This is a genomic window from Pseudomonas orientalis, assembly GCF_022807995.1.
In the GTDB taxonomy this organism is placed as follows: domain Bacteria; phylum Pseudomonadota; class Gammaproteobacteria; order Pseudomonadales; family Pseudomonadaceae; genus Aquipseudomonas; species Aquipseudomonas orientalis_B.
This window is the reverse complement of the sequence record NZ_CP094351.1, coordinates 1,482,256-1,505,397: the sequence shown is the minus strand read 5'-3', so window position 1 is coordinate 1,505,397 and position 23,142 is coordinate 1,482,256. Positions and strand designations below refer to the sequence as shown.

18 protein-coding genes are annotated in these 23,142 nt (G+C 59.5%); 12 read left to right on the top strand and 6 right to left on the bottom strand.

Annotated elements, in window-relative coordinates; all coding sequences use genetic code 11:
- Positions 1-6: 6 nt before the first annotated feature.
- Both MRY17_RS06555 and MRY17_RS06550 read left to right on the top strand, forming a co-directional pair.
- Positions 7-207, top strand: a complete 201-nt coding sequence (locus MRY17_RS06555; protein ID WP_181285158.1) for a hypothetical protein — start codon at positions 7-9, stop codon at positions 205-207.
- A gap of 329 nt (positions 208-536) precedes the next feature.
- Complete coding sequence (locus MRY17_RS06550) at positions 537-2,012, top strand: inorganic phosphate transporter (protein WP_057723136.1); 1,476 nt, start codon at positions 537-539, stop codon at positions 2,010-2,012.
- A gap of 161 nt (positions 2,013-2,173) precedes the next feature.
- Here MRY17_RS06550 and ccoM read toward each other — a convergent pair whose 3' ends face one another.
- Together ccoM and MRY17_RS06545 are read right to left on the bottom strand one after the other, a co-directional pair.
- Positions 2,174-2,290, bottom strand: a complete 117-nt coding sequence (gene ccoM / locus MRY17_RS26385) for a cytochrome c oxidase subunit CcoM (RefSeq protein WP_057723137.1) — start codon at positions 2,288-2,290, stop codon at positions 2,174-2,176.
- A 124-nt stretch (positions 2,291-2,414) separates the two neighbouring features.
- Complete coding sequence (locus MRY17_RS06545; RefSeq protein ID WP_243353458.1) at positions 2,415-2,594, bottom strand: hypothetical protein; 180 nt, start codon at positions 2,592-2,594, stop codon at positions 2,415-2,417.
- 131 nt (positions 2,595-2,725) lie between these two features.
- Between MRY17_RS06545 and MRY17_RS06540 the strand changes: the two genes are divergently transcribed.
- The 3 genes from MRY17_RS06540 to MRY17_RS06530 all read left to right on the top strand — a co-directional run bounded on the left by MRY17_RS06540 (position 2,726) and on the right by MRY17_RS06530 (position 5,337).
- On the top strand, positions 2,726-3,598 hold the full coding sequence (locus MRY17_RS06540) for a LysR substrate-binding domain-containing protein (protein WP_124431809.1): 873 nt from the start codon (positions 2,726-2,728) through the stop codon (positions 3,596-3,598).
- Between the two features lie 90 nt (positions 3,599-3,688).
- The gene (locus tag MRY17_RS06535; protein ID WP_191955285.1) at positions 3,689-4,159 is read left to right on the top strand and encodes a RidA family protein; all 471 of its coding nucleotides are present in this window, start codon (positions 3,689-3,691) and stop codon (positions 4,157-4,159) included.
- Positions 4,156-5,337: an aminotransferase class V-fold PLP-dependent enzyme gene (locus tag MRY17_RS06530; RefSeq protein ID WP_243353920.1), complete on the top strand. Its 1,182-nt coding sequence runs from the start codon at positions 4,156-4,158 to the stop codon at positions 5,335-5,337. Before MRY17_RS06535 ends, MRY17_RS06530 begins: the two co-directional genes overlap by 4 nt.
- On the opposite strand, the gene MRY17_RS06525 is transcribed toward MRY17_RS06530, so the two are convergent.
- Positions 5,334-5,675: an aspartate-semialdehyde dehydrogenase gene (locus tag MRY17_RS06525; RefSeq protein WP_191951484.1), complete on the bottom strand. Its 342-nt coding sequence runs from the start codon at positions 5,673-5,675 to the stop codon at positions 5,334-5,336. The two genes, MRY17_RS06530 and MRY17_RS06525, sit on opposite strands and share 4 nt — an antisense overlap.
- Before the next feature lie 219 nt (positions 5,676-5,894).
- Here MRY17_RS06525 and rapA point away from each other — a divergent pair, with 219 nt between their 5' ends.
- The gene (rapA, locus tag MRY17_RS06520) at positions 5,895-8,741 is read left to right on the top strand and encodes an RNA polymerase-associated protein RapA (RefSeq protein WP_065886151.1); all 2,847 of its coding nucleotides are present in this window, start codon (positions 5,895-5,897) and stop codon (positions 8,739-8,741) included.
- 550 nt (positions 8,742-9,291) lie between these two features.
- Here rapA and MRY17_RS06515 read toward each other — a convergent pair.
- The gene (locus tag MRY17_RS06515; RefSeq protein ID WP_181283420.1) at positions 9,292-10,638 is read right to left on the bottom strand and encodes a spinster family MFS transporter; all 1,347 of its coding nucleotides are present in this window, start codon (positions 10,636-10,638) and stop codon (positions 9,292-9,294) included.
- 249 nt (positions 10,639-10,887) lie between these two features.
- Between MRY17_RS06515 and MRY17_RS06510 the strand changes: the two genes are divergently transcribed.
- Positions 10,888-11,256 (top strand): YkgJ family cysteine cluster protein, encoded by a 369-nt coding sequence (locus MRY17_RS06510; protein ID WP_181283419.1) that lies wholly within the window; start codon positions 10,888-10,890, stop codon positions 11,254-11,256.
- A gap of 137 nt (positions 11,257-11,393) precedes the next feature.
- Positions 11,394-13,658 (top strand): putative bifunctional diguanylate cyclase/phosphodiesterase, encoded by a 2,265-nt coding sequence (locus MRY17_RS06505; protein WP_181283418.1) that lies wholly within the window; start codon positions 11,394-11,396, stop codon positions 13,656-13,658.
- Between the two features lie 79 nt (positions 13,659-13,737).
- Here the strand turns inward: MRY17_RS06505 and MRY17_RS06500 are convergent, their stop codons facing one another.
- Together MRY17_RS06500 and MRY17_RS06495 are read right to left on the bottom strand one after the other, a co-directional pair.
- Complete coding sequence (locus MRY17_RS06500) at positions 13,738-17,952, bottom strand: dermonecrotic toxin domain-containing protein (protein ID WP_243353457.1); 4,215 nt, start codon at positions 17,950-17,952, stop codon at positions 13,738-13,740.
- Between the two features lie 257 nt (positions 17,953-18,209).
- Complete coding sequence (locus tag MRY17_RS06495) at positions 18,210-18,509, bottom strand: DUF2288 domain-containing protein (RefSeq protein ID WP_181283416.1); 300 nt, start codon at positions 18,507-18,509, stop codon at positions 18,210-18,212.
- Between the two features lie 341 nt (positions 18,510-18,850).
- On the opposite strand from MRY17_RS06495, the gene MRY17_RS06490 reads away from it, so the two are divergent.
- The 4 genes from MRY17_RS06490 (at position 18,851) to livG (ending at position 23,142) form a co-directional block, all read left to right on the top strand.
- Positions 18,851-19,978 carry a branched-chain amino acid ABC transporter substrate-binding protein gene (locus MRY17_RS06490; RefSeq protein ID WP_046071338.1) on the top strand — a complete coding sequence of 376 codons (1,128 nt, stop codon included), beginning with the start codon at positions 18,851-18,853 and terminating at the stop codon, positions 19,976-19,978.
- A gap of 226 nt (positions 19,979-20,204) precedes the next feature.
- Positions 20,205-21,128 (top strand): high-affinity branched-chain amino acid ABC transporter permease LivH, encoded by a 924-nt coding sequence (gene livH / locus MRY17_RS06485; RefSeq protein WP_181283415.1) that lies wholly within the window; start codon positions 20,205-20,207, stop codon positions 21,126-21,128.
- On the top strand, positions 21,125-22,378 hold the full coding sequence (locus MRY17_RS06480; protein ID WP_065886144.1) for a high-affinity branched-chain amino acid ABC transporter permease LivM: 1,254 nt from the start codon (positions 21,125-21,127) through the stop codon (positions 22,376-22,378). The genes livH and MRY17_RS06480 overlap by 4 nt, the downstream gene beginning before the upstream one ends.
- The gene (gene livG / locus MRY17_RS06475; RefSeq protein ID WP_181283414.1) at positions 22,375-23,142 is read left to right on the top strand and encodes a high-affinity branched-chain amino acid ABC transporter ATP-binding protein LivG; all 768 of its coding nucleotides are present in this window, start codon (positions 22,375-22,377) and stop codon (positions 23,140-23,142) included. Before MRY17_RS06480 ends, livG begins: the two co-directional genes overlap by 4 nt.

Here is a 23,142-nt window from a genome sequence, read left to right as displayed (position 1 = left end):
AACACTGTGACGAAAGATGAACTGCGCGCGGAACTTGAGCGCCAGGAGCAACGTTACAAGGACGTTTACGGCGGGGAAATCACTACCTACGCCGCCCAGCCTGAGCCGGAACGTAAGCCATGGCGCAAGCGTGCCAGCCTGCTGGACCAGGCATTTGCCCAGGAAATCCAGAAGATCGAACAAGAACTCAAAGCTGAAGAGCCTTAGGGCGTTGGGTGAGTCTCCAGGCGCCTGCTGTTTGCGCCGGTCAACACCGGCGGAGGGCGATACCTTTCAAAGCCACTGGTCGGTGCCTTACTGCTACCGACGAAATTTCATACAAATGTTTCACACATGACATTTTCGTGTCGAAACCGTGTCTTTTTGCACCCTGGCTTTATAAATCAACCACTTGCCAAAGCCCCGAAAACCCTGGGATGTACCCGCGCGGCCCGATTTTTTTCAAGGTAGATTGTTACCGATGAGCAGCTAATGCATCGATTACTGAGGTTTTCTGGCATAATCGCGCCCCCTTACGACCGGGTCAGAAAACCTTCATGATCGATTTATTCAGCGGACTGGATGCTTGGGTTCTAGTGAGCCTGTTGCTCGCCCTGGCCTTTGTCCTCGCCTTCGAGTTCATCAATGGCTTTCATGACACCGCTAACGCGGTGGCCACAGTCATCTATACCAAAGCCATGCCGCCGCACCTGGCTGTGTTCTTCTCCGGGGTTTTCAACTTCCTCGGCGTGTTGCTCGGTGGTGTGGGTGTCGCCTACGCCATCGTGCATCTGCTGCCGGTGGAGTTGCTGATCAATGTGAACACCGGCCATGGTCTGGCGATGGTCTTCTCATTGTTGGCGGCGGCGATCACCTGGAACCTGGGCACCTGGTACTTCGGTATCCCCGCCTCCAGTTCCCACACGCTGATCGGCTCGATCCTCGGTGTGGGCCTGGCCAACGCCCTGATCAACGATATTCCCTTGGCTGACGGTGTGAACTGGCAGAAAGCGATTGATATCGGTGCGTCCCTGGTGTTCTCGCCGATGGCCGGTTTCCTGGTCGCAGCCCTGGTGCTGATCGGCCTGAAGTGGTGGCGCCCGCTGTCGAAGATGCACAAGACCCCGGACCAGCGCCGCAAGCTTGACGACAAGAAGCACCCGCCATTCTGGAACCGCCTGGTGCTGGTGATTTCAGCGATGGCCGTAAGCTTCGTGCACGGTTCCAACGATGGGCAAAAAGGTATCGGCCTGATCATGCTCGTACTGATCGGTATCGTGCCGGCGCAGTTCGTACTCGACCTGGGCAGTACCACCTACCAGATCGAACGGACCCGCGACGCCACCGTGCATTTGAGCCAGTTCTACCAGCGCAACAATGCCACCCTCGGTGAGTTCCTGGCCCTGGGCAAAAGCGTGAAAGACGATCTGCCGGGCAAGTTCCAATGCAACCCGCAGCAGACCGAGCCGACGATCAACGCGCTGGTTGACACGCTCAAAGGCGTTTCCGATTACCACGCCTTGAGTGCCGACCAGCGTATTGAAGTCCGTCGTTACCTGCTCTGCCTGGACGATACCGCCAAGAAAGTCGGCAAGCTGCCCGGCCTGGATGCGCGTGAAAAGTCCGACCTCGACAAGCTGCGCAAGGACCTGACCGCCACGACCGAGTACGCGCCGTTCTGGGTGATTCTCGCGGTCGCACTGGCCCTGGGCCTGGGCACCATGGTTGGCTGGAAACGTGTGGTGCTGACCATCGGTGAGAAGATCGGCAAGCAAGGCATGACCTATGCCCAAGGCATGTCGGCACAGATCACCACCGCCACCATGATCGGCTTTGCCAATATCTTCGCCCTGCCGGTGTCCACCACCCACGTGTTGTCTTCCGGCGTGGCCGGCACCATGGTCGCTAACAAAAGCGGCCTGCAAGGCGGTACGGTCAAGACCATCCTGATGGCTTGGGTGTTGACCTTGCCGGCGACCGTGGGCCTCTCGGCCGGGTTGTTCTGGCTGGCGTCCTGGGCGCTGGGCAGCTGATTAGCCGCCTGCAATGAAAAAGGTGCGATTCGCGGGAATCGCACCTTTTTTATTGCCTGATGATCATTCCCACGCTATGAACGATCGACCAACAATCAGCCAAAAAAAAGGGCGACCGAAGTCGCCCAAAATGCCTTGCGTGCTCTGTAATCCGGAAAAACCTAGGGTTTTTTACGCTTGTTTGCGTCTTTCCAGATGAAAAATCCAAACCCTGCAAAAAACAGCACCATGAGGCTCACGGTCAGCACTCCGGCAAATACCACATTATCGATAAACATGACCGGCCTCCTGCACTTGCCCTGTTGCGATAGGGCTAAGTTAATCGAGAAGGCGAAGTGGAAAATTGACGGGGATCAATGTCGCCCGCGACGGGGCGTAAAGAAGGGCAATAACTGACCTGGATCAATCAAGGCAAGTTGATTCAACGTTTTTTCGGCTTGTCTTCGACTTCTTCTTGGCTTTACCCAAAGGCATCGCCTGTTCAAACGCCTGGCGCACTTCGTTCAGGCGTTTGTCATTGAGGTCATGCACGCGCTTGGCGCGTTCGGCATTCAGGTCGATCAGCTTGTCGTCGTCACTCATGGCTTGGCTTACGTTATGGCGGGAGTGCCCAATAATGCGGTCTCCCGCGCCCGACGGCAAATCAGCGGGCGACAAAATGCAGGGTATCGACCAGAATCGGCCCTTTCCTTCCTCCCAGGAGACGCAACCCGGTGGCACTGCACAAGGACCTTCCTCCGTTGCTGGCCCTGCGCGCCTTTGAGGCTGTGGCACGGCACTTGAGCTTTATCAAGGCGGCAAATGAGTTGTCGGTAACCCAGAGCGCCCTGAGCCACCACGTGCAAAAACTTGAGCAACACTTGGGCAAACCGCTGTTTATCCGGCGCACACGTGCGATAGATCTGACGGTGGACGGCCAGCATTACTACAACGAAATCCGCCCGGCCCTGGATGCCATTGCAAGCGCCACCCGCCACCAAAAAAAAGTACCCGGCCCCAGCCTGTTGCGCGTCGGCTTGCTGGCGTCTTTCGCCACGCTGTGGCTGGCGCCGCGTCTGGCCGGGTTTCTCAATCGCTACCCGCATATCCAGGTTGAATTGCTGCCCGCCATTCAATTGGCCAACGTCGCCGGTGCCGAGGTGGACCTGGCCATCCGTTACGGCAAGGGCGACTGGCCCGACGTGCACGCCACGCGACTGATGACCGAAACCCTGTCACCGGTATGCAGCCCGGCCTTCAAGGCCGGCCAATCGCAGGATAGCCCGTTGTTGATGGCCACCTCACACCGCCCGTTCGAGTGGACGGACTGGTCGCAGCATTATCAGGTCGACCTCGAGCGCCACCCTCGCGTGATGCTGCATGACTACAACATCGTGGTCGAAGCCACCGTGGCCGGCCAGGGAATCGCCATGGGCCGCCATCGCCTGATTCAGCGCAAGCTTCGCGACGGCAGCCTGGTGGAGGCGTTCGACTGGCCGCCGTACCACAGTGAGATCGGCTACTGGCTGATCACACCCCACAGTCCGCCGAGCGAAGCGGCGGCATGTTTCATTCAGTGGCTGCAGGAAACCTGCGCCGACGCATGATTTTTTTCGATGCGTCGGTTGAGATCTATCCGTTTGTCGGCGACCGGTGCAGTCAACATGCTGGAACCTCACCCCTCAAGAGGTTGCATCATGAGCGACTCCATCCGTCAACGCGTTCACGCCCTTGGCCTGACACTGCCAACTGCCAGCCAGCCGGCGGCCAACTACATCAACCATGTCGCCAGCGGCAACCAACTCTTCATTTCCGGGCAAATTCCCCTGCTCGATGGCACGCCCGCCTACGTCGGTCGCGTCGGCGACACGCTGGATGATCAACAAGGCGCGCAGGCGGCGGAACTCGCGGCGCTGGGCCTGCTCGGGCAACTGAGCGATGCCCTGGGCGATGACCTGTCGCGCGTGGTGCGCATCGTGAGGCTGGGAGTGTTCATCGCCTGCACTGCCGATTTCCAGCGCCAGAGCGTGGTCGCCAATGGCGCATCGAACCTGTTGGTCAACGCCCTTGGTGACAAAGGCCAGCATGTGCGCACCGCCGTCGGCGTGAGCAGTTTGCCGGCGGGCGTGGCCGTGGAAGTCGACGCCATTGTCGAGTTGCAACCCTGACCCCGCTGGCCATCCGACAACTGCGAGCGGTCACGCCCGGCTGCCGGACCGGCATCGTGCATTTCAATCATGCCGGCGCTTCTCTGCCCAGCCAGGCCACCCTCGACGCCATCGTCGCCCAACTGCAACGCGAAGCCCAGGACGGTCCGATGGAAGCTGGCGAGCATGGCGCCGTGCTGGTGGAGCAGGCCCGTCACGCCGCCGCGCAATTGCTCAATGCGCCCGCGTCCTCGATTGCCTTCGCCAGCAGTGGCTCGACGGCCTGGAACCTGGCGTTCCAGGCGCTGGGCCCGTGGCAGCCAGGTGACCGCATCCTGGTGGGCCGGCATGAATGGGGCGGTAACCTGGCGAGCATGGCAATGGCCGTGCAAGCTGGTGCTCGAATCGACGTCATCCCCTGTGACGCGGCCGGCGCGGTGTGCCCGGTGGCGCTGGAGGCGATGATCGACGCCGACGTGAAGTTGATCAACCTCACCTGGCTACCGGCCAACGGTGGCCTGATCAACCCTGCCCAGGCCATCGGCGAAGTGGCGCGGCGTCACGCCATTCCCTACTTTATCGACGCTGGCCAGGCGCTCGGCCAGGTGCCTGTGGATGTCCAGGCGCTGCACTGCGATGTGCTCAAGTGCGCCGGCCGCAAGCACCTGCGCGGGCCACGGGGCACGGCACTGTTGTATGTAAGACCGGCGTTTTTGCAGCGCCTGAATCCTGCCCAGCGCGATGTATTTTCAGCGCCCTGGACCGCCGCAGGTTTCGATTTGCGCAACGACGCGCGGCGCTTCGAAACCAGCGAAGCGTCCTTTGCCTTGCTGGCCGGACTCGGCAATGCCTTGCAGGAGATCAACCAACTGGGGGTCGAGCAGGTATGGGAAGGCGTCTCGCGCACCAGCGCGCAAATCCGCGAAGGGCTGCGCCAGATCCCGGGGATTTGCTTGCATGACTTGGGCACGCTGCAGTCCGGACTGATCGCCTTCAACCTGACCGGTTGGGACGCCTTCGAACTCAAGCAGCGCCTCGGCTTGCAGCGCATCAACATCGGCGCCAACGGTGTGGCCTACACCCCATTGGACATGCAGGCGCGCGGGCTGGACAGCATTGCGCGAATCTCCGTCAGTCCACTCAACGACGACCGGGACTGCGAGTTACTGCTGGGGGCCTTGCGAGCACTGCGCGACTAAACCTCGATGTCTACCCACAAGCCCTGGCGTGGCGCGTCTTCAATCAACGGTGCGACGGGAACGGTGTTGTCGGCGTTGAGCAGATCCCCGGGGATCGGCAGGTGCTGCTCAGGGTCGTCATCGGCTTCACGCTGACGTTTTTGCTGCTCTTGCTGGCGGCGTTGTTCTTCGCGCAGCAGAAAGGTCGACTGCTCCGCATCGCCCTTTTTCAGGTCGATGGTGCTCTCGTTGGAGCCCGCTTGAACCGGCACGACGGGCGGGATATCCGGCTTCTGGCGCACCGGATCGAGTTGCGACGTGACCGGCACGACACTGACGGGCAGCATGGGTGGCAACATAATCTTGATTCTCCTGGTCATCAGGCTGTCGGCGCGCCACAGGGCGACTTGAGCGCTGGCTTGCCAAGCTGTGACCCAGTCGACAGTTGTGAGTGCCCGCCACCCGTCGATTTAGCCGGCGGGCGCGTGCACCGACCCAGTAGTTTTCGTCAGAGTCCTTGGGCGTGGGGCCGTGTTCCGTTAAGATAGTCGGCTTTTTCACGGCGGGAGTCAGGCAGCATGGCGCAGCAGTATCAACCGGGGCAACGCTGGATTAGTGACAGCGAAGCAGAGCTGGGGTTAGGCACCGTTCTGGCACAGGACGGCCGCTTGTTGACCGTGCTCTATCCGGCCACTGGCGACACTCGCCAGTATGCGCTACGGAATGCGCCCCTCACCCGCGTGAGGTTTTCGCCGGGCGACAGCATCACCCATTTCGAAGGCTGGAAAATGACCGTACAGGAAGTCGATGACGTCGACGGCCTGCTGGTCTACCACGGCCTCAATGGGCAGAACGAGCAGGTCACCCTGCCGGAAACCCAACTGTCCAACTTCATCCAGTTCCGCCTGGCCAGCGACCGCCTGTTCGCCGGGCAGATCGACCCGCTGGCCTGGTTCTCGCTGCGCTACCACACCCTGGAACACACCAGCCGCCAATTGCAGTCCTCGCTGTGGGGCCTGGGCGGCGTGCGTGCGCAACCGATTGCCCACCAACTGCACATCGCCCGTGAAGTCGCCGACCGTATCGCGCCGCGGGTATTGCTGGCCGACGAAGTGGGCCTGGGCAAGACCATCGAAGCGGGCCTGGTGATCCATCGCCAGTTGCTCTCGGGCCGCGCCAGCCGCGTGCTGATCCTGGTGCCGGAAAACCTGCAGCACCAGTGGCTGGTGGAAATGCGCCGCCGCTTCAACCTGCAGGTCGCATTGTTCGACGAAGAACGCTTTATCGAAAGCGATGCCACCAACCCGTTCGAAGACACACAGTTGGCGCTGGTCGCCCTGGAATGGCTGGTGGACGACGAGAAGGCCCAGGACGCGCTGTTCGCCGCCGGTTGGGACCTGCTGGTGGTCGACGAAGCTCACCACCTGGTGTGGCATGAAGACAAGGCCAGCGCCGAGTACTCGCTGGTCGAGCAACTGGCCGAAGTGATTCCAGGCGTGCTGCTGCTCACCGCCACCCCGGAACAACTCGGCCAGGACAGCCACTTCGCGCGCCTGCGCCTGCTCGACCCGAACCGCTTCCACGACCTGCACGCCTTCCGCGCCGAGAGCGAGAACTATCGCCCGGTGGCCGAAGCCGTGCAGGAGCTGCTGGACAAGGGTCGCTTGTCGCCTGCCGCGCACAAGACCATCCAGGGTTTCCTCGGCAACGAAGGTGAAGCCCTGCTCACCGCCGTCAACGATGGCGATACCGAAGCCAGCGCACGCCTGGTGCGTGAACTGCTCGACCGCCACGGCACCGGCCGCGTGCTGTTTCGCAACACCCGCGCCGCCGTGCAGGGTTTCCCCGAGCGCAAGCTGCACGCCTACCCGCTGCCGAACCCGGACGAATATATGGAGCTGCCGCTGGGCGAACACGCCGAGCTGTACCCGGAAGTCAGCTTCCAGGCGCAACCGGACATCGAGGAAGAGCACCGCTGGTGGCGCTTCGACCCGCGTGTCGAGTGGCTGATCGACCAGCTGAAAATGCTCAAGCGCACCAAGGTCCTGGTGATCTGCGCCCACGCCGAAACCGCCATGGACCTGGAAGACGCGCTGCGCGTACGTTCCGGCATTCCGGCCACGGTGTTCCACGAGGGCATGAACATCCTCGAACGCGACCGCGCCGCAGCGTACTTCGCCGATGAAGAATTTGGCGCCCAGGTGCTGATCTGCTCGGAAATCGGCAGTGAAGGCCGCAACTTCCAATTCTCCCACCACCTGGTGCTGTTCGACCTGCCGTCCCACCCGGACCTGCTGGAACAGCGCATCGGCCGTCTGGACCGGATCGGCCAGAAACACGTGATCGAACTGCACGTGCCGTACCTGGAAACCAGCCCGCAAGAGCGCCTGTTCCAGTGGTACCACGAAGCGCTCAACGCCTTCCTCAACACCTGCCCGACCGGCAACGCCTTGCAGCATCAGTTCGGCCCGCGCCTGCTGCCGCTGCTGGAGAACGCCGACGACGGCGAGTGGCAGGCCCTGATCGACGAGGCCCGTGCCGAGCGCGAGCGCCTGGAGCAGGAACTGCACACCGGTCGCGACCGTCTCCTGGAACTCAACTCCGGCGGTGCCGGTGAAGGCGATGCGCTGGTCGAGGACATCCTCGAGCAGGACGATCAGTTCGCCCTGCCGATCTACATGGAAACCCTGTTCGACGCCTTCGGCATCGACAGCGAGGACCATTCGGAAAACGCGCTGATCCTCAAGCCCAGCGAGAAGATGCTCGACGCCAGCTTTCCCCTGGGCGACGACGAAGGCGTGACCATCACCTACGACCGCAACCAGGCGCTGTCGCGTGAAGACATGCAATTCATCACCTGGGAGCATCCGATGGTGCAAGGCGGCATGGACCTGGTGCTGTCCGGTTCCATGGGCAACACCGCCGTGGCGCTGATCAAGAACAAGGCGCTCAAGCCGGGTACCGTCCTGCTGGAACTGCTGTATGTCAGCGAAGTGGTTGCCCCGCGCTCGCTGCAACTGGGTCGCTACCTGCCGCCGGCGGCCTTGCGCTGCCTGCTGGATGCCAACGGCAATGACCTGTCCGGCCGCGTGTCGTTCGTGACCTTGAACGACCAGTTGGAAAGCGTGCCGCGCGCCAGCGCCAACAAATTCGTACAGGCCCAGCGCGACCAGTTGACGCCGCGCATCAACGCCGGCGAAGAAAAGATCGCCCCGCGTCACGCCGAACGCGTGGCCGAGGCCAAGCGTCGCCTGGCGGCAGACACCGACGAAGAGCTGGCACGTTTGACCGCGCTGCAAGCGGTCAACCCGACCGTACGCGACAGCGAGTTGGTCGCCCTGCGCAACCAGCGTGAGCAAGGCCTGGCCATGCTCGACAAGGCCGCGTTGCGCCTCGAAGCGATTCGAGTGCTGGTGGCGGGCTGATCACTGCCTGCTGAAAAAGAAAGGCCCGCACACAATGCGGGCCTTTTTTATGTGCCTTCAGGGCCTCATCGGGGCATAGGTATCTACACAACTTTGTAGCGCCCACCGTTAAAAAACCGCTAACCACGATGCGAAGCGAGTCGCTCTTGATCTTGATCTTGATCTGCTTTTGATTTTAGGCGCCCCGTTAAACCACGCTGGCCGAACGCAGGCTTGAATCCGTGGGCAACCCGGCAGGACGCCGGGTTAGCCGCACTGGGCCATGGATGGCCCATTGCGGCGGCCCACGGATTCAAGCCTGCGTTCGGGCACACCGAGCCTGGGCGAGGTGCCGAGTGGTGGGGCAAAAGCGTTTTGCTTACTTTTGCGCTTTTCAAAAGTGAGCCGCTGTAAAAGCGGAACCCATAGCAGCCGTGACCGCAGAAACGGATATGTACTCGATCTGATCCAACATCCTGGTCATTCCTGAGGCCGCCATCGGGGGCAAGCCCCCTCCCACAGTGTTCACAAATCAAAATGTGGAGGGTGCCCCGATAGACTCACCTCGGTCTCAAGCTGTCGCCGCAGCAGCCGGCACCTCCACCGCAATCAACCCCTCCTTCATCCGCTTGGCATCACGCACAAAACTGCGGGACGCCTGAAACAGAAACAGCATAGTGAGAAACAACGCCACCGGGATCAGATACATGGCGTCATGCAACCCCACCGCCTTATAAGCCTCGGTCATCTGCTGCGCCCCCGCCGCGTACATCGCCGCATGCGCAAAGTGATCAGACAGTCCGCCCACCACGATTGGCCCCATCCCCCCACCCAGCAGATACAGGCCGGCGAAGAACAACGCCATCGCCGTGGCCCGCAGGCGCGGTTCAACCACGTCCTGGATCGCCGTGTACACGCAAGTATAGAAGTTGTACGCAAACAACCAGCCCACGCTGAACAGCAAGACGAACACGCCGATCTCGATACGCCCGGCATGCAAGGCCCAGGCGGTGGTGACCGTGGAGATGATCAGGCTGCACGCGGCGAACAGCAGCCGGCCATTGGCGACCCGTTGATGGATCTTGTCGGCAATCCAGCCACCCAGGGTCAGGCCCACCAGACCGGTCAGGCCGACGATCACACCGGTGGCCACGGCCGCCTCCTGCAAAGGCATCAGGAAGTAACGTTGCAGCATCGGCACCAGGAATGAGTTGCACGCGTAGGTGGCGAAGTTGAAGCACAGCCCGGCCAGCACCAGCCACAGGAAGGTCGGCACCGCCAGGACCCGGCGGATCGGGCGGTCGACGCGCTCCTGGGACACTTGCACCGATTCCGCCGCGCCGCGTTTGGGCTCCTTGATGTAGAACATGAACACCGCGAGGATCAGCCCCGGCACCGCGGCAATAAAGAACGGCGCACGCCAGCTGTCGAATGCCTTGACCATCGCGCCAATGGTGAAGAATGCCAGCAACAAGCCCAACGGCAGGCCGAGCATGAAGATGCCCATGGCGCGTGCACGGCGGTGGGCGGGGAACAGATCGCCGATCAATGAATTGGCGGCGGGGGCATAGCTGGCTTCCCCGATGCCGATGCCCATGCGCACCAGCAGAAAGCTCCAGAAACTGCCAACCAGGCCATTGATCGCCGTCAGCCCGCTCCAGGCAAACAGGCCCCAGCCCATCAATTTGCTGCGCGAACCCGTGTCGGCCAGGCGCCCCAACGGCAGCCCGGCGATGGCATAGACGATGGTGAAGGAAGTACCGATGATGCCGAGCTGGAAGTCGCTCAGATGCCACTCCATGCGGATCGGCTCGATGATGATCGCGGGAATGGTGCGGTCGAAGAAATTGAACAGGTTGGCGAGGAACAGCAGGAACAGAATGCGCCAGGCATTCGCCGCTTGGGTCGAGTTCTGCATGGGTCCGTCTCTTTATTGTTATGAGAGCCGCGATGCCCACTGCATCCTGCTCAGTAGCTGCAACATAGTCAGGCTGGCGGCGCTTGTCTGTAATGATTCGTAAAGCTGATAGGGCGTGATATCCCCGAAACTACGGGACTTTCCCTACGAAAAATATATCCATGCGCCCCCCTTCCCAACGGCCATGGCCCAGATAGAATGGCGAGCCTTCCCGCTGTCCCCCCTTACCCACTCCTATCGATGACGCCCATGTCCGAAGCCAGTCCGTGTCTGAATTGCGGTGCCTGCTGTTCACACTTTCGCGTGTCTTTCTTCTGGGGCGAATGCGCTTCGTCGGGCGGTACGGTGCCCGATGACCTGGTGGTGCAGATCAACCCCACCCGCGTGGCAATGATCGGAACCGACCAGAAGCCTGCACGCTGCTGCAGCCTCGAGGGAGAGGTAGGTAAAGGCACGCGCTGTTCGATTTATGAACAGCGCTCAAGCCCCTGCCGCGAGTTCGACGCCTCGTGGAGCCAGGGCGTGCAAAACGTCGACTGCGATGCCGCCCGCGCTGCCTTCGGCCTGGCCCCTCTTCAGGAGCGACCTTTCGAGCTGCGCCTGCCCATCAGCGCTTAGCATCAAACGCTATGGGCGAAATGCAAAAAGAGTTGAATCAAAGTGCCATTATTCATGGCAAATCCCGCGAGGCTTCTATACTCGATGTCATAGGTCATCGCCTCAGGCTGTGACGCGACGCTATGACGGGACATGCTATGGAATGGCTGGGGCTGCATTTTTTCACCGACCTTCCAGACAACGGGCACTTATTACTCAATTGCAGTCATAACCCCTTTCTGGTGCTACTGGCGTACCTGGTCGCCTGCGCGGCGGGCTTCGGCACGCTGGACATGGCCGAACGCGTGGGCCACGCGGAAGATCCCAAAGCCCGCCGCAACTGGCGTTGGTTGGGCGCAGGCTGCCTGGCGGGTGGCATCTGGTCGACCCACTTCATCAGCATGCTGGCCTTCCAGGCGCCCATTGCCATTCATTACGAATTGATCATGACCTTCGTCTCGCTGGTCATCGCGTTGATCGCTTCGCTGTTCGCCATGCAAACCCTCAGTCATGCGCGCCTGCGGTTTCACCAGTACTTGCTGGCATCGGTGTGGATGGGTGTGGGTATCGCCCTGATGCACTACGTCGGCATGTCGGCCATGCGCTCCCAGGCCCAGGTGTACTTCGACTCCGCGCTGTTCATGGCGTCGGTGGCGATTGCCATCGGCGCGAGCCTGGCGGCGTTATTGCTGTCGAGCTATCTGCGTAACGGTACCGGCGTATTTCATCAATTGCTCAAGTATGCCGCCAGCCTGGTGCTCGGCGCCGGCATCCTGATCATGCACTTCACCGGCATGGCCGCCATGCAAATGCTGGTACCCAACGGCGTGAACCTGGCATTGCCGGTGGATAACAACCCTATGCAACTGGGCCTGTCGGTGGCAGTGATTACCTTGCTGGTTATCGGCAGCAGCATCAGCGCTGCCCTGGCGGACAAAAAACTGCAGCACAAGGAACGTGACCTGCGCCGGGTCAACGCGCTGCTCAGCGAACTGGACCAGGCCCGCGCCTCGTTGCAGCAGGTGGCCCACTACGATGCGCTGACCAGCTTGCTCAATCGGCGCGGCTTCAACCAGATCTTCGCGGAAAAAGTCGTGGAAAAAACCGCGACAAACGGAATGATGGCGGTGATCTTCCTCGATATCGACCATTTCAAGCGTATCAACGACAGCCTTGGGCACGATGCAGGTGATCAATTGCTCACCGTGCTGGCCAGCCATATCAAGAGCTCGGTGCGCAGCCATGCCGACGTGGTCGCGCGTTTTGGCGGCGATGAGTTCTGCATTTTGATCAATATCCATCATCGCGACGAAGCCCGGCACATGGCCCAGCGCATCATGCAAAAAATGAAAGAACCCATCGAGTTGGCAGGCCGGCGCATGGTCATGACCACCAGCATCGGAATCAGCCTGTTTCCCGACGATGGCCAGACTTGTGAAGAACTGCTCAAAACCGCCGACCTGGCGCTTTACCAGTCCAAGGACGCCGGGCGCAACAGCCTGCACTTCTTCAGTTCCAACCTCAAAACCCGCGCCTTCCTGGAGCTGCAACTGGAGGAAGAACTGCGCGCCGCCCTGCGCACGCGTAACGAGCTGGTGCTGTTCTATCAGCCGATCTTCGACATGAAGCTAGGCAAGGTCACACGCCTGGAAGCGCTGGTGCGCTGGCAGCATCCGCAACACGGGCTGCTGGCACCGGACCGGTTTATCGGGATTGCGGAAAGTAACGGGCTGATTGCCGAACTGGATCACTGGGTATTGCGCCAGGCCTGTCACGACCTGAGCCTGCTGTCTGATCGTGGCTACACCGGGTTGACCATGGCTGTGAACTGCTCGGCCCTGAACCTGGCCCGCGATGAGCTGGCCGATGAAATCGAGGCCGCGCTGGGCTTTGCCGGCATTGCCGCCAATCGTCTCGAGTTGGAAGTCACCGAAAACGCATTAATGGGCAATATCAGCAGCACCCTGGCCTTGTTGCGGCAAATCCGCGCCTTGGGTGTGTCCCTGGCGATCGATGATTTCGGCACCGGCTATTCATCGCTGGCCTACCTCAAGCGGCTGCCGCTTAACACGTTGAAGATCGACCGCTCGTTTATCCAGGACGTTCCCAAATCCACGGCGGACAGCGAAATTGTCCAGGCCGTCATCGGCATGGCGCACACGCTGCACTTGCAGGTGGTCACCGAGGGTGTAGAAACCCAAGCGCAATTCGAGCTTTTGCACACCTATGGATGCGACTACATTCAAGGCTACCTGCTCAGCGCGGCAGTACCTTTCAACGACATCATCGGCGTGATGCAGGGCCTTGCGATGCGCAATCCGCTCCACGCACTCAGCGCGGATGGTAATAAAGATGCTCCACCTACCAAGGAATCGGCCCCGGTGCGCGCTAACTCACCTTCTACCGTCAGGCCCATCCGCTGACGCCCTGCCCGGCCATTTTGGGCTCACGGCTTGATCATGAAAACAAGCCATGCCCATGGGTTACAAATAAAACTGAGCACTAGACAGCCAACCTGATAATGAACAGTTGAGGCCGCTGGACGCTACGCCTGTTGTGCTGGAGTCCGCCAATCAGATTAATGACCTTCTGGTGATGCAGCGCCGTACCGAAGTCCGTATTTCTGAAGCTGGTGTACTGCAGCTCGAATTGCCCACTACTCACCGCCCGATGGTCCCGGGGTCGCTGTAAAAATCTTCGGAACCCCCGGTCAGCGATAAACGCCTCCGACGTATCGACCAGGTGCAAACAATAAAACCTATCGTCCCCTGCTCGCCTGAAGAGCAGTTTGGTGCCTGACACCTCAAGAAGCTCTCCATGGGCAACCTTGGCCATTACTTCGGTCATCAATGACCGCAGCGTCACCGGGCCCGGACGCGTGACGGCGTGATTGAAGTGCGGTTCAAAGCGATCCGAAGCAAAATCCACCCGCCGCCAGAGTGCTGGCTGCGTACCTTCGTGTGCACGCCCCAGAGGAATCCTCGGGTTCGATCCTATCGTGTGCCGCGTCGGTTCGAGCAGTGACAAAGGGGTATCCAAGGCTGTCTGCCCAGTGCGCCACACCCGCAGCATGTCCACATACTTGTAGTCCTGGCGATACTTATTGAATACAGCCCGAGCGATCTGCGTGTGGCTCACGGAAGTCATGTCTGGAAACGCATCTTGAACATAGGCGGTAATCGTCTTTTCAAATGGTTTTCGCTCCACCACCTGCCAGGTTTGCGCGCCCGAATCATAGGTCGCGATCATCGGTTGTTCGCCAGGGCTGTTGCGCAACATCAGTTCAAAACTTTCAAAGTCACCATAGGCAGTGCCGGGCTTACGGATGGCTACAACGTGCCTGTACCAGCTCACGTTTTCAGTAATGGGATAGTAAAGATCATCGACTTTGATAAAGTTGCCTTCGGTTTGTGACCAACCCGATTGCTGGCTGTAAACCGGTTTGTATTCCCAGATTTGGGAGGTGTCACGCTTGTACTGCAGCAATGCCGGATCGATCTTCGTGCCCCAGGACTTCCATTGCTGGGTCACGATCACACTCGCGCGCGCCGCCGGCAGGGCAACAGGCATGGTACGCCCCGGGTCTATGCCCTGTAGCCGCAGCCTGGCCTGATCGAGCGTCGTGGTCGCATTAAGGTATTGACGAAATTCGACAGGAATATCGCGCAGTCCAATGGCTTGCAATTCCAGCGGGCCATCCCCCAGACGCCGCACCAGACGAAGCTCCATGGCCCGTTCCCGCCCGGCAGGAAACTCGAACGAATCCAGGACCCGTGCCGCTTGCACATCACCAAGGTCCGGGTAGAGCCGCATCAGGTCATCACGTGCCATACGCGAGTGATAACCGCCCCTCAGGCCAATTTCGGGCGAGCGTATGATCCACTCGTTGGAGGCATTGCGAGCAATGGGTGGCAGGTGATATTGATGCCTGCCGTCGCGACGAGGGTTTTGCAAACGCCAGGTTCCGGCTGTCGTCGTCTCGTCATAGGTGACCTTGAACCACTGGTCCTTTTCCTTAAGGAAATGCTGACCCGGCGTCGAGCCCTTACCCGCACGGGTATAGATCCCTTGGCTTTCCCAGCCAGCCAAAGGCGTGACATTTTGGGGGGCCTTGCTGAGGGCCATCTGGTTCGGCAAGCCTGGCCGTGCGGGCGCCAAGCGCATAGGCGTGAACCCCACGGCGCCGTCGATCAGTGCCCCGACCAGATACGCGAAGGCCCTGACAAATTCATGGGTCGCGCCCACCTTGTCCTGGTTTTGCAAGGCATCCAGAGCAGCACTCAATGCCATTGCACTGCGCACCAGGCCGATCACAAACGTCACCTTGACCGGAAAAACCGCCAGCGCTACTTCAACCAGCCCTTCGATCACCGTCCAGGTGCTACGCACATTTGACTCATGGGTACTGGTGGTCTTGCGATCTGCCTGAGCGATGGCAGCGCGCGCCTCGAAGTCGTACGCCCGCTTCAGAAAATTGTGCTTGATGACCCCCACGGAAAACTCGCTCGCCAAGATGCCTCTTCTGAGCGTGGCCCGCAGGCGTGGGAACGTCGTGCTGTCCATCCGCTCAAACAGATAATCCTGCCACGCAGGGTTGTTGACGAACTGCTCTCGCAGTTGCGTCGTGTCGGTGTATTCGCGAAATGCCCGGCCATCCTTAGCCCGTGGGGTATACAGAACTATGGCGTAGTCTTTGGGGACTTTGCTGGTGAAGGCCAGCACTCCGCGCACGTGGGCCCCTGTTATGTAAAGTGCCGACACGGTCACTTCATAGCCATCCACCTTGGCCCGTTCATCAGTGTCGGTGGGCTGGTCAAGGGCGCTGTTGACCAGAGCATAACCTCGATGGGATGAGTCGGTCAGAATGTCCTGGGCAATCTTGGCCTCGATTATGTCGACCCTGAGCTGCTTGAGCATGATGTTCGCGAAGCTCTGCTTGAGCTGCTTGGCTTCAGGCGACGTGAGGAGGCGTTTACTGAGAAATTCAGTATAGGAGGCGCCAATATCCACTTCACGCACCAGGTCCTTGACCTGTTGCGTAGTCAACGCCGTGTAGGGCTCGCCGTACAGGCTTAATCGGGACTTGGCGACAAAGACCTTATCTAGATAGTCGACATTCTCCAGGGCCAGCTCCGCCAGGCTTTTGGTGACGATGGAATAATGCGACTGACCGGTTTGCGGGTTGGGCCTGGCGCCCGGAAAATAAAGGCCCGGTGCGGGGTTCGGTCGACGAACAGTGACCTTGATATCGGACGGGTCCGTGTCGATGCCGTATTGGTCTTCCAGCGCCTGCGCCAATTGCTTATTGCTGTAGGCCAATAACGCCTGCTGGTCACCATATTGTAAAACCGAGGGCAGCCCTTCCCCGGTATAAGCACGTTCAAGTTCGCCCAGGTAGTCACGCGCGGCTATTGCCCAGGTCTGTTTATCGGCCTCTGAGGCCGCGCTTAAAAACTGCTCGAGTTCGACCTTGGAGCGTTTGGTTTCACGAGCGCGCAACACCTCGCTTACGCCGAAGCACTTTTGCATGTCCGTGGTTCGGTCCAGACTGACTGGCAGTTGGCTGAAGTCTTCATCTGTGCCACGGCGCTGGTACCGACTCACCATGAACGCAAAATCATCGACCAGCTTTTCATACTGCGCCGCCACGCTGGCGCTGAAGACTGATTCAAGGATTTCTTTATAGTCAAAGCAACCGGTGGTCTGTGCCTTGTCACGCAGGGTCGCCGCCGGCTCGTAGTGTTTGTCCGCAAGCAGAGAGAAGAGGCCATCGAACTCGTAGTCGGTGTTTAATCGCCGATGCAGTTCCTTATCGAGAAGCGCCAAGGACGGGAACGCCTCCAGGCCTCGATTAGGTGTAAACAAAACAACGATCCCCACATTGACACTGGTTGTTACCGGCCGAGCCACGAGCGATGCGAGGGGCTTACCTCTATCGGAGGAAGAATCGAAAGGATCCTGGGCGGTCAGCATCACCGCACCATGCAAAGGCATATCAGCGCCAGTGCCTGCGCCCTTCAACACCACGGCGTAGGCCGCTGGCCTATTGGGCCTTGCTTGCCGCGCGAGCGCATCGGGATATGCCACGAACGTCTCGACCAGGCGCAAGCCGTTGGTGTTCAGCGTTCCATCGGCCCTGAGCAACGAAGCCTCCACGCTTATCTGTTTGCTACGTGCCGAGATCACAGAGTCCTGGGGCAAGCGCGGGTCGGTCGTACTGACTGCCTGTTTCCAGAAAGCGTCCAGGCAAGCCCGGTAGGCCGTCTGCAGCGAAGCCGACAGTTCATCGAGAAACGTGTCAAATGCAGCCGGTGTCAGTGACGAGGGCAAGTGCTCGTCGGCTTCCTCGTCGCGGTCAAAGGTAAACGTAGTACTGCAACTGGCAAAAGACGCGGGTTGCTTGTCAACGATTCGTCTGATTACAGCATCCATCACGCTGGGAAGCAGCCGAGTCGCCTGAACGGCGTCCTGCGCAACCACAACGTCGCTCGGATCGCTTTTGATAAACACCCGAGACGCGTCCACGTTTGCGGTCGACGTGAACGTCGCATTTACCCGTTCGTTGATGAAGGACGAGAAGGTGGGTCGAGACCGCAGGAACTGCAGTGTGGTGTCGATGCCCTGGAGTTGTTCACGGTAGTGGGTCTTGTAGTCGTTATCCTGCGTCGCCGTAAGGCTTGCGGCAGGCGTTGAGGACAATCGGTAAGTCGGTTGCATGGTCGAGCCCTGAGTCAATGATTTCAGGGCTGAGAATTACGGATGTATCGCTGGAAACAGCGTTACATACTTACGGGAAGGATCATGACATACGCTATAACAATTAAAACGGCGTGGCAGAAGTCATACAACTGTGCCCGTGACGTTAACGTCACCCTTGCGTGTGACGTTTCTCTACGGCAAAGAGCCATCACGCTACTCGATTACCCACTTTAACGCTTCGCCAGTTCGCGCCAAATGAGTGCAGGCCATCAGAGTCACGCCCTTTCCTGGATCAGGATCCATGGCGAGACCACCACCGCCCACAAGCGCGGGTCCCGTTCGACCACGTCCAATGCCCGCGTCGCAGACACTTCGCCAAGGCTCCCCGCAGCCAACCAAGCGGCGACTTTGCCACGGTTGTCTTCGGCCATTCCCTCGGCGGCTTCGATCAAATCCAGGCTGGCATCGACCCACAATAGGGCACCCTTGGCAAAGAACGGTTCAAGCTCCTTCCAGGAAATTTCGGCGGTTTCACCGAGCAGCTTGGCATAGAGGGTGCTTGGTTCTTGCGTCATGGGAATTCACCTGAGTAGAAAATCGGCGCAATCATAGCGTCGTGGCTCAGCCAGAAAAACCCAGTAGCAAATGAAGTAGCGATTGAAAGTGTCGGAATAGCCAGGGAATGCTTGAAAAGCTAGCATCATCCCGCCGCAATTCTGTCTTTTTCTTTCAGTTAAGCGACACCACCGGGTTTTGCCCCCAGCAGCCAGCTTTCCAAGCGATCAACCGGCGCTCTACACTGTACCGGTACAGTTGCCAGGGCAATGCCGGGGGGATATCCGCGATATCTGATCCGGTTCTGCAGCTCACAAGGCCGCTGGAACTATAAAAAATACAACAGTAAGAGTGGAGCACTATGAATAAGGCTACTAAGCAGATTTCCAAACTGTTTGCCGCTATGGTCCTGGCTGGGGTTGCCGGCCATTCGTTCGCAGCCGACACCATCAAGATCGGCATCGCCGGTCCCAAGACCGGTCCGGTGACGCAATACGGCGACATGCAATTCATGGGTGCCAAGCAAGCCATCGCCGACATCAACGCCAAGGGCGGCGTGGACGGCAAAATGCTTGAAGCCAAGGAATACGACGACGCTTGCGATCCGAAACAAGCCGTTGCCGTCGCCAACAAAGTGGTTAACGACGGCGTCAAGTTCGTGGTCGGCCACCTCTGCTCCAGCTCCACTCAGCCAGCGTCGGATATTTATGAAGACGAAGGCGTCATCATGATTACCCCGGCTGCCACCAGCCCTGAAATCACTTCCCGTGGCTACAAGCTGATCTTCCGCACCATCGGTCTGGACAGCGCGCAAGGCCCAGCGGCCGGCAACTACATCGCCGACCACGTGAAGCCGAAAATCGTCGCCGTACTGCACGACAAGCAGCAGTACGGTGAAGGCATTGCCAGCGCCGTGAAGAAGACCCTTGAAGAAAAAGGCACCAAGGTTGCCGTCTTCGAAGGCCTGAACGCCGGTGACAAGGACTTCTCCTCGATCATCCAGAAACTCAAGCAAGCCAACGTCGACTTCGTCTACTACGGCGGCTACCACCCTGAGCTGGGCCTGATCCTGCGCCAGGCCAAGGAAAAAGGCCTGAACGCCAAGTTCATGGGCCCTGAAGGCGTCGGCAACGACTCCATCTCGCAAATCGCCCAGGGCGCTTCCGAAGGCCTGCTGGTGACCCTGCCGAAATCCTTCGACACCGACCCTGCCAACAAAGCCATCGTTGAAGAGTTTGCCAAGAACAAGCAGGACCCGACCGGTCCGTTCGTGTTCCCGGCCTACTCGGCCATCGAAGTGATCGCCGGCGGTATCAAGGCCGCGAAAAGCGAAGACACTGCCAAGGTGGCCGAAGCCATCCACGCCGGTACCTTCAAGACCCCTACTGGTGACCTGAGCTTCGATGCCAAGGGCGACCTGAAGGACTTCAAGTTCGTGGTCTACGAATGGCATTTCGGTAAACCAAAAACCGAAGTTTCCCCTCAGTAAGCCAGGCGTTACTGGTCAACAAGCCCACTGTGAGAGCAGTGGGCTTTGTTTTACGAGGTTTATGGGCCATGTCACCCGCGATCCGGGCGCTGGCTCACCTGAAAATCTTAAAACCGTCACCAGCGGTTCGCTGGCAAACGCTTTGTGCAACCTGGTCAAAGAACAGGGCACAGGCCGGAAATGACTCCACCAGTGAAATGCGTATCGGGTTTTTAGGAGCGCTGTAATGCCTGAGCTCTATCATTTTTTCCAACAGCTGGTTAATGGGCTGACCATTGGCAGCACTTATGCCTTGATAGCCATTGGCTACACCATGGTTTACGGCATCATTGGAATGATCAACTTCGCCCATGGCGAGGTGTACATGATTGGTTCCTACGTGGCCTTTATCGCCCTTGCCGGGTTGGCCATGATGGGGATCCACTCCCTGCCGCTGTTGATGACCGCTGCGTTCCTGGCATCGATCGTCGTGACCAGTGCCTATGGCTACAGTATCGAGCGCGTCGCCTACCGGCCCCTGCGCGGCAGCAACCGGTTGATCCCGCTGATTTCCGCCATCGGCATGTCGATTTTCCTGCAGAACACCGTATTGCTGTCCCAGGACTCCAAGGACAAGTCCATTCCCAACCTGATTCCGGGGAGCATCTCCTTCGGCCCGGGTGGTGCACAAGAAGTGCTGATTTCGTACATGCAGATTCTGGTCTTCGTGGTCACTCTGGTGGCCATGCTGGGCCTGACGCTGTTCATCTCCCGCTCCCGTCTGGGGCGCGCCTGCCGGGCCTGCGCCGAAGACATCAAGATGGCCAACCTGTTGGGCATCAACACCAACAACATCATCGCCCTGACCTTCGTCATTGGTGCTGCGCTGGCGGCCGTGGCGGCCGTGTTGCTGAGCATGCAATACGGCGTGATCAACCCCAACGCCGGTTTCCTGGTGGGCCTCAAGGCCTTTACCGCGGCGGTATTGGGCGGCATCGGCAGCATTCCGGGCGCCATGCTCGGCGGGCTGGTGCTGGGTGTGGCCGAAGCCTTTGGCGCCGATATCTTCGGTGACCAGTACAAGGACGTCGTCGCGTTCGGCCTGTTGGTTCTGGTGCTGTTGTTCCGTCCGACCGGCATCCTGGGCCGTCCGGAGGTTGAGAAAGTATGAGCAGATATCTTAAATCGGCGTTTTTCAGCGCCTTGCTGGTCTGGGCCGTGGCCTTTCCGGTACTCGGTCTCAAGCTGAGCATTGTCGGCATCAACCTGGAAGTGCATGGTACCGGGCCGCTGACGTTGAGCATCATCGCGGTGTGTTCGGTTCTGATGTTTTTGCGGGTACTGTTTACCCACCAGCTTGGTGGGTTATTCAAACGCAATCGTGGTCCGTTGGTTTCACCCAAAGTCAGCCAATTCCTGACCCTCCCGCGTACACAGCGTTACATCATCATCGCCCTGATCGCCGCCGCCCTTGTATGGCCGTTTTTTGGCTCCCGAGGTGCGGTGGATATCGGTATCTTGATCCTGATTTACGTGATGCTTGGGCTGGGGTTGAACATTGTGGTGGGCCTGGCGGGGTTGCTCGACCTGGGTTACGTAGGCTTTTACGCTGTTGGCGCTTATACCTACGCACTGCTGTCGCACTACCTCGGCTGGGGCTTCTGGATCTGCCTGCCAATTGCCGGAATGATGGCTGCCACCTTCGGTTTCCTTCTGGGTTTCCCAGTGTTGCGACTGCGCGGCGACTACCTGGCAATCGTGACGCTCGGCTTCGGGGAAATAATTCGTCTGTTCCTTCGCAACCTGACCGACCTCACCGGTGGGCCGAACGGCATAAGCAACATTCCCAAGCCAACGTTTTTCGGTCTTCCGCTCGATAAAACTGCGCCTGATGGCGGACAAACGTTTCATGAGTACTTCGGTTTGGTTTACAGCGGATCTGACAAGATAGTGTTTCTCTATCTGATTGCGCTGTTGCTGGTGCTTGCGACCTTGTTCGTGATCAATCGCTTACTGCGCATGCCGATCGGCCGAGCCTGGGAAGCATTACGTGAAGACGAAATAGCCTGCCGGGCGCTGGGTATGAACCCGACAGTAATCAAACTCTCGGCATTCACCCTCGGGGCGACATTCGCCGGTTTTGCCGGCAGCTTCTTTGCTGCACGTCAGGGGCTGGTTACACCTGAGTCGTTTACCTTCCTCGAGTCAGCAATCATTTTGGCGATTGTCGTATTGGGTGGTATGGGCTCGCAACTGGGCGTGATCCTGGCTGCCGTGGTAATGACGCTGCTCCCGGAACTGATGCGCGACTTCAGTGAATACCGCATGTTGATGTTCGGCGCCCTCATGGTGCTGATGATGATCTGGCGCCCTCAAGGCCTGCTGCCCATGCAACGTCCACACATGGAGCTGCGCAAATGAGCCGCGAGATCCTGAAAGTCGAAAATCTGAGCATGCGCTTCGGCGGCTTGCTGGCGGTCAACGGCGTGGCCCTGACCGTCAAAGAGAAACAAGTGGTAGCGCTGATCGGCCCCAATGGCGCCGGCAAGACCACGGTGTTCAACTGCCTCACCGGTTTCTACAAGCCGAGCGGCGGCAGCATCCTGCTGGACGGCCAACCCATACAGGGCCTGGCCGGCCACGAAATCGCGCGCAAAGGCGTGGTGCGGACCTTCCAGAACGTGCGGTTGTTCAAGGACATGACGGCAGTCGAGAACCTATTGATCGCCCAGCACCGTCACTTGAACACCAACTTCTTCGCGGGCCTGTTCAAGACCCCGGCGTTCCGCAAGAGCGAGCGCGAGGCCATGGAGTACGCGGCGTACTGGCTGGACAAGGTCAACCTCACCGAGTTCGCCAACCGCCCGGCCGGTACCCTCGCCTACGGCCAGCAACGTCGCCTGGAAATCGCCCGCTGCATGATGACCCGCCCGCGCATCCTGATGCTCGACGAACCTGCCGCGGGCCTTAACCCCAAGGAAACCGAGGACCTCAAGGCGCTGATCGGCGTGCTGCGTGAGGAAAACGACGCCACCGTGCTGTTGATCGAACACGACATGAAACTGGTCATGAGCATCTCCGACCATATCGTGGTGATCAACCAGGGCACGCCGCTGGCCAACGGGACGCCGGAGCAGATCCGCGACAATCCTGAAGTGATCAAAGCCTATCTGGGGGAAGCGTAA

Bases quoted from the DNA above. Each gene is read 5' to 3' on its own strand.
- MRY17_RS06505 (WP_181283418.1), top strand. From the start codon at position 11,394: ATGGAATGGCTGGGGCTGCATTTTTTCACCGACCTTCCAGACAACGGG.
- livH (WP_181283415.1), top strand. From the start codon at position 20,205: ATGCCTGAGCTCTATCATTTTTTCCAACAGCTGGTTAATGGGCTGACC.
- MRY17_RS06500 (WP_243353457.1), bottom strand. From the start codon at position 17,952: ATGCAACCGACTTACCGATTGTCCTCAACGCCTGCCGCAAGCCTTACG.
- MRY17_RS06495 (WP_181283416.1), bottom strand. From the start codon at position 18,509: ATGACGCAAGAACCAAGCACCCTCTATGCCAAGCTGCTCGGTGAAACC.
- MRY17_RS06510 (WP_181283419.1), top strand. From the start codon at position 10,888: ATGTCCGAAGCCAGTCCGTGTCTGAATTGCGGTGCCTGCTGTTCACAC.
- ccoM (WP_057723137.1), bottom strand. From the start codon at position 2,290: ATGTTTATCGATAATGTGGTATTTGCCGGAGTGCTGACCGTGAGCCTC.
- rapA (WP_065886151.1), top strand. From the start codon at position 5,895: ATGGCGCAGCAGTATCAACCGGGGCAACGCTGGATTAGTGACAGCGAA.
- MRY17_RS06550 (WP_057723136.1), top strand. From the start codon at position 537: ATGATCGATTTATTCAGCGGACTGGATGCTTGGGTTCTAGTGAGCCTG.
- MRY17_RS06525 (WP_191951484.1), bottom strand. From the start codon at position 5,675: ATGTTGCCACCCATGCTGCCCGTCAGTGTCGTGCCGGTCACGTCGCAA.
- MRY17_RS06480 (WP_065886144.1), top strand. From the start codon at position 21,125: ATGAGCAGATATCTTAAATCGGCGTTTTTCAGCGCCTTGCTGGTCTGG.
- MRY17_RS06535 (WP_191955285.1), top strand. From the start codon at position 3,689: ATGAGCGACTCCATCCGTCAACGCGTTCACGCCCTTGGCCTGACACTG.
- MRY17_RS06515 (WP_181283420.1), bottom strand. From the start codon at position 10,638: ATGCAGAACTCGACCCAAGCGGCGAATGCCTGGCGCATTCTGTTCCTG.
- livG (WP_181283414.1), top strand. From the start codon at position 22,375: ATGAGCCGCGAGATCCTGAAAGTCGAAAATCTGAGCATGCGCTTCGGC.
- MRY17_RS06490 (WP_046071338.1), top strand. From the start codon at position 18,851: ATGAATAAGGCTACTAAGCAGATTTCCAAACTGTTTGCCGCTATGGTC.
- MRY17_RS06545 (WP_243353458.1), bottom strand. From the start codon at position 2,594: ATGAGTGACGACGACAAGCTGATCGACCTGAATGCCGAACGCGCCAAG.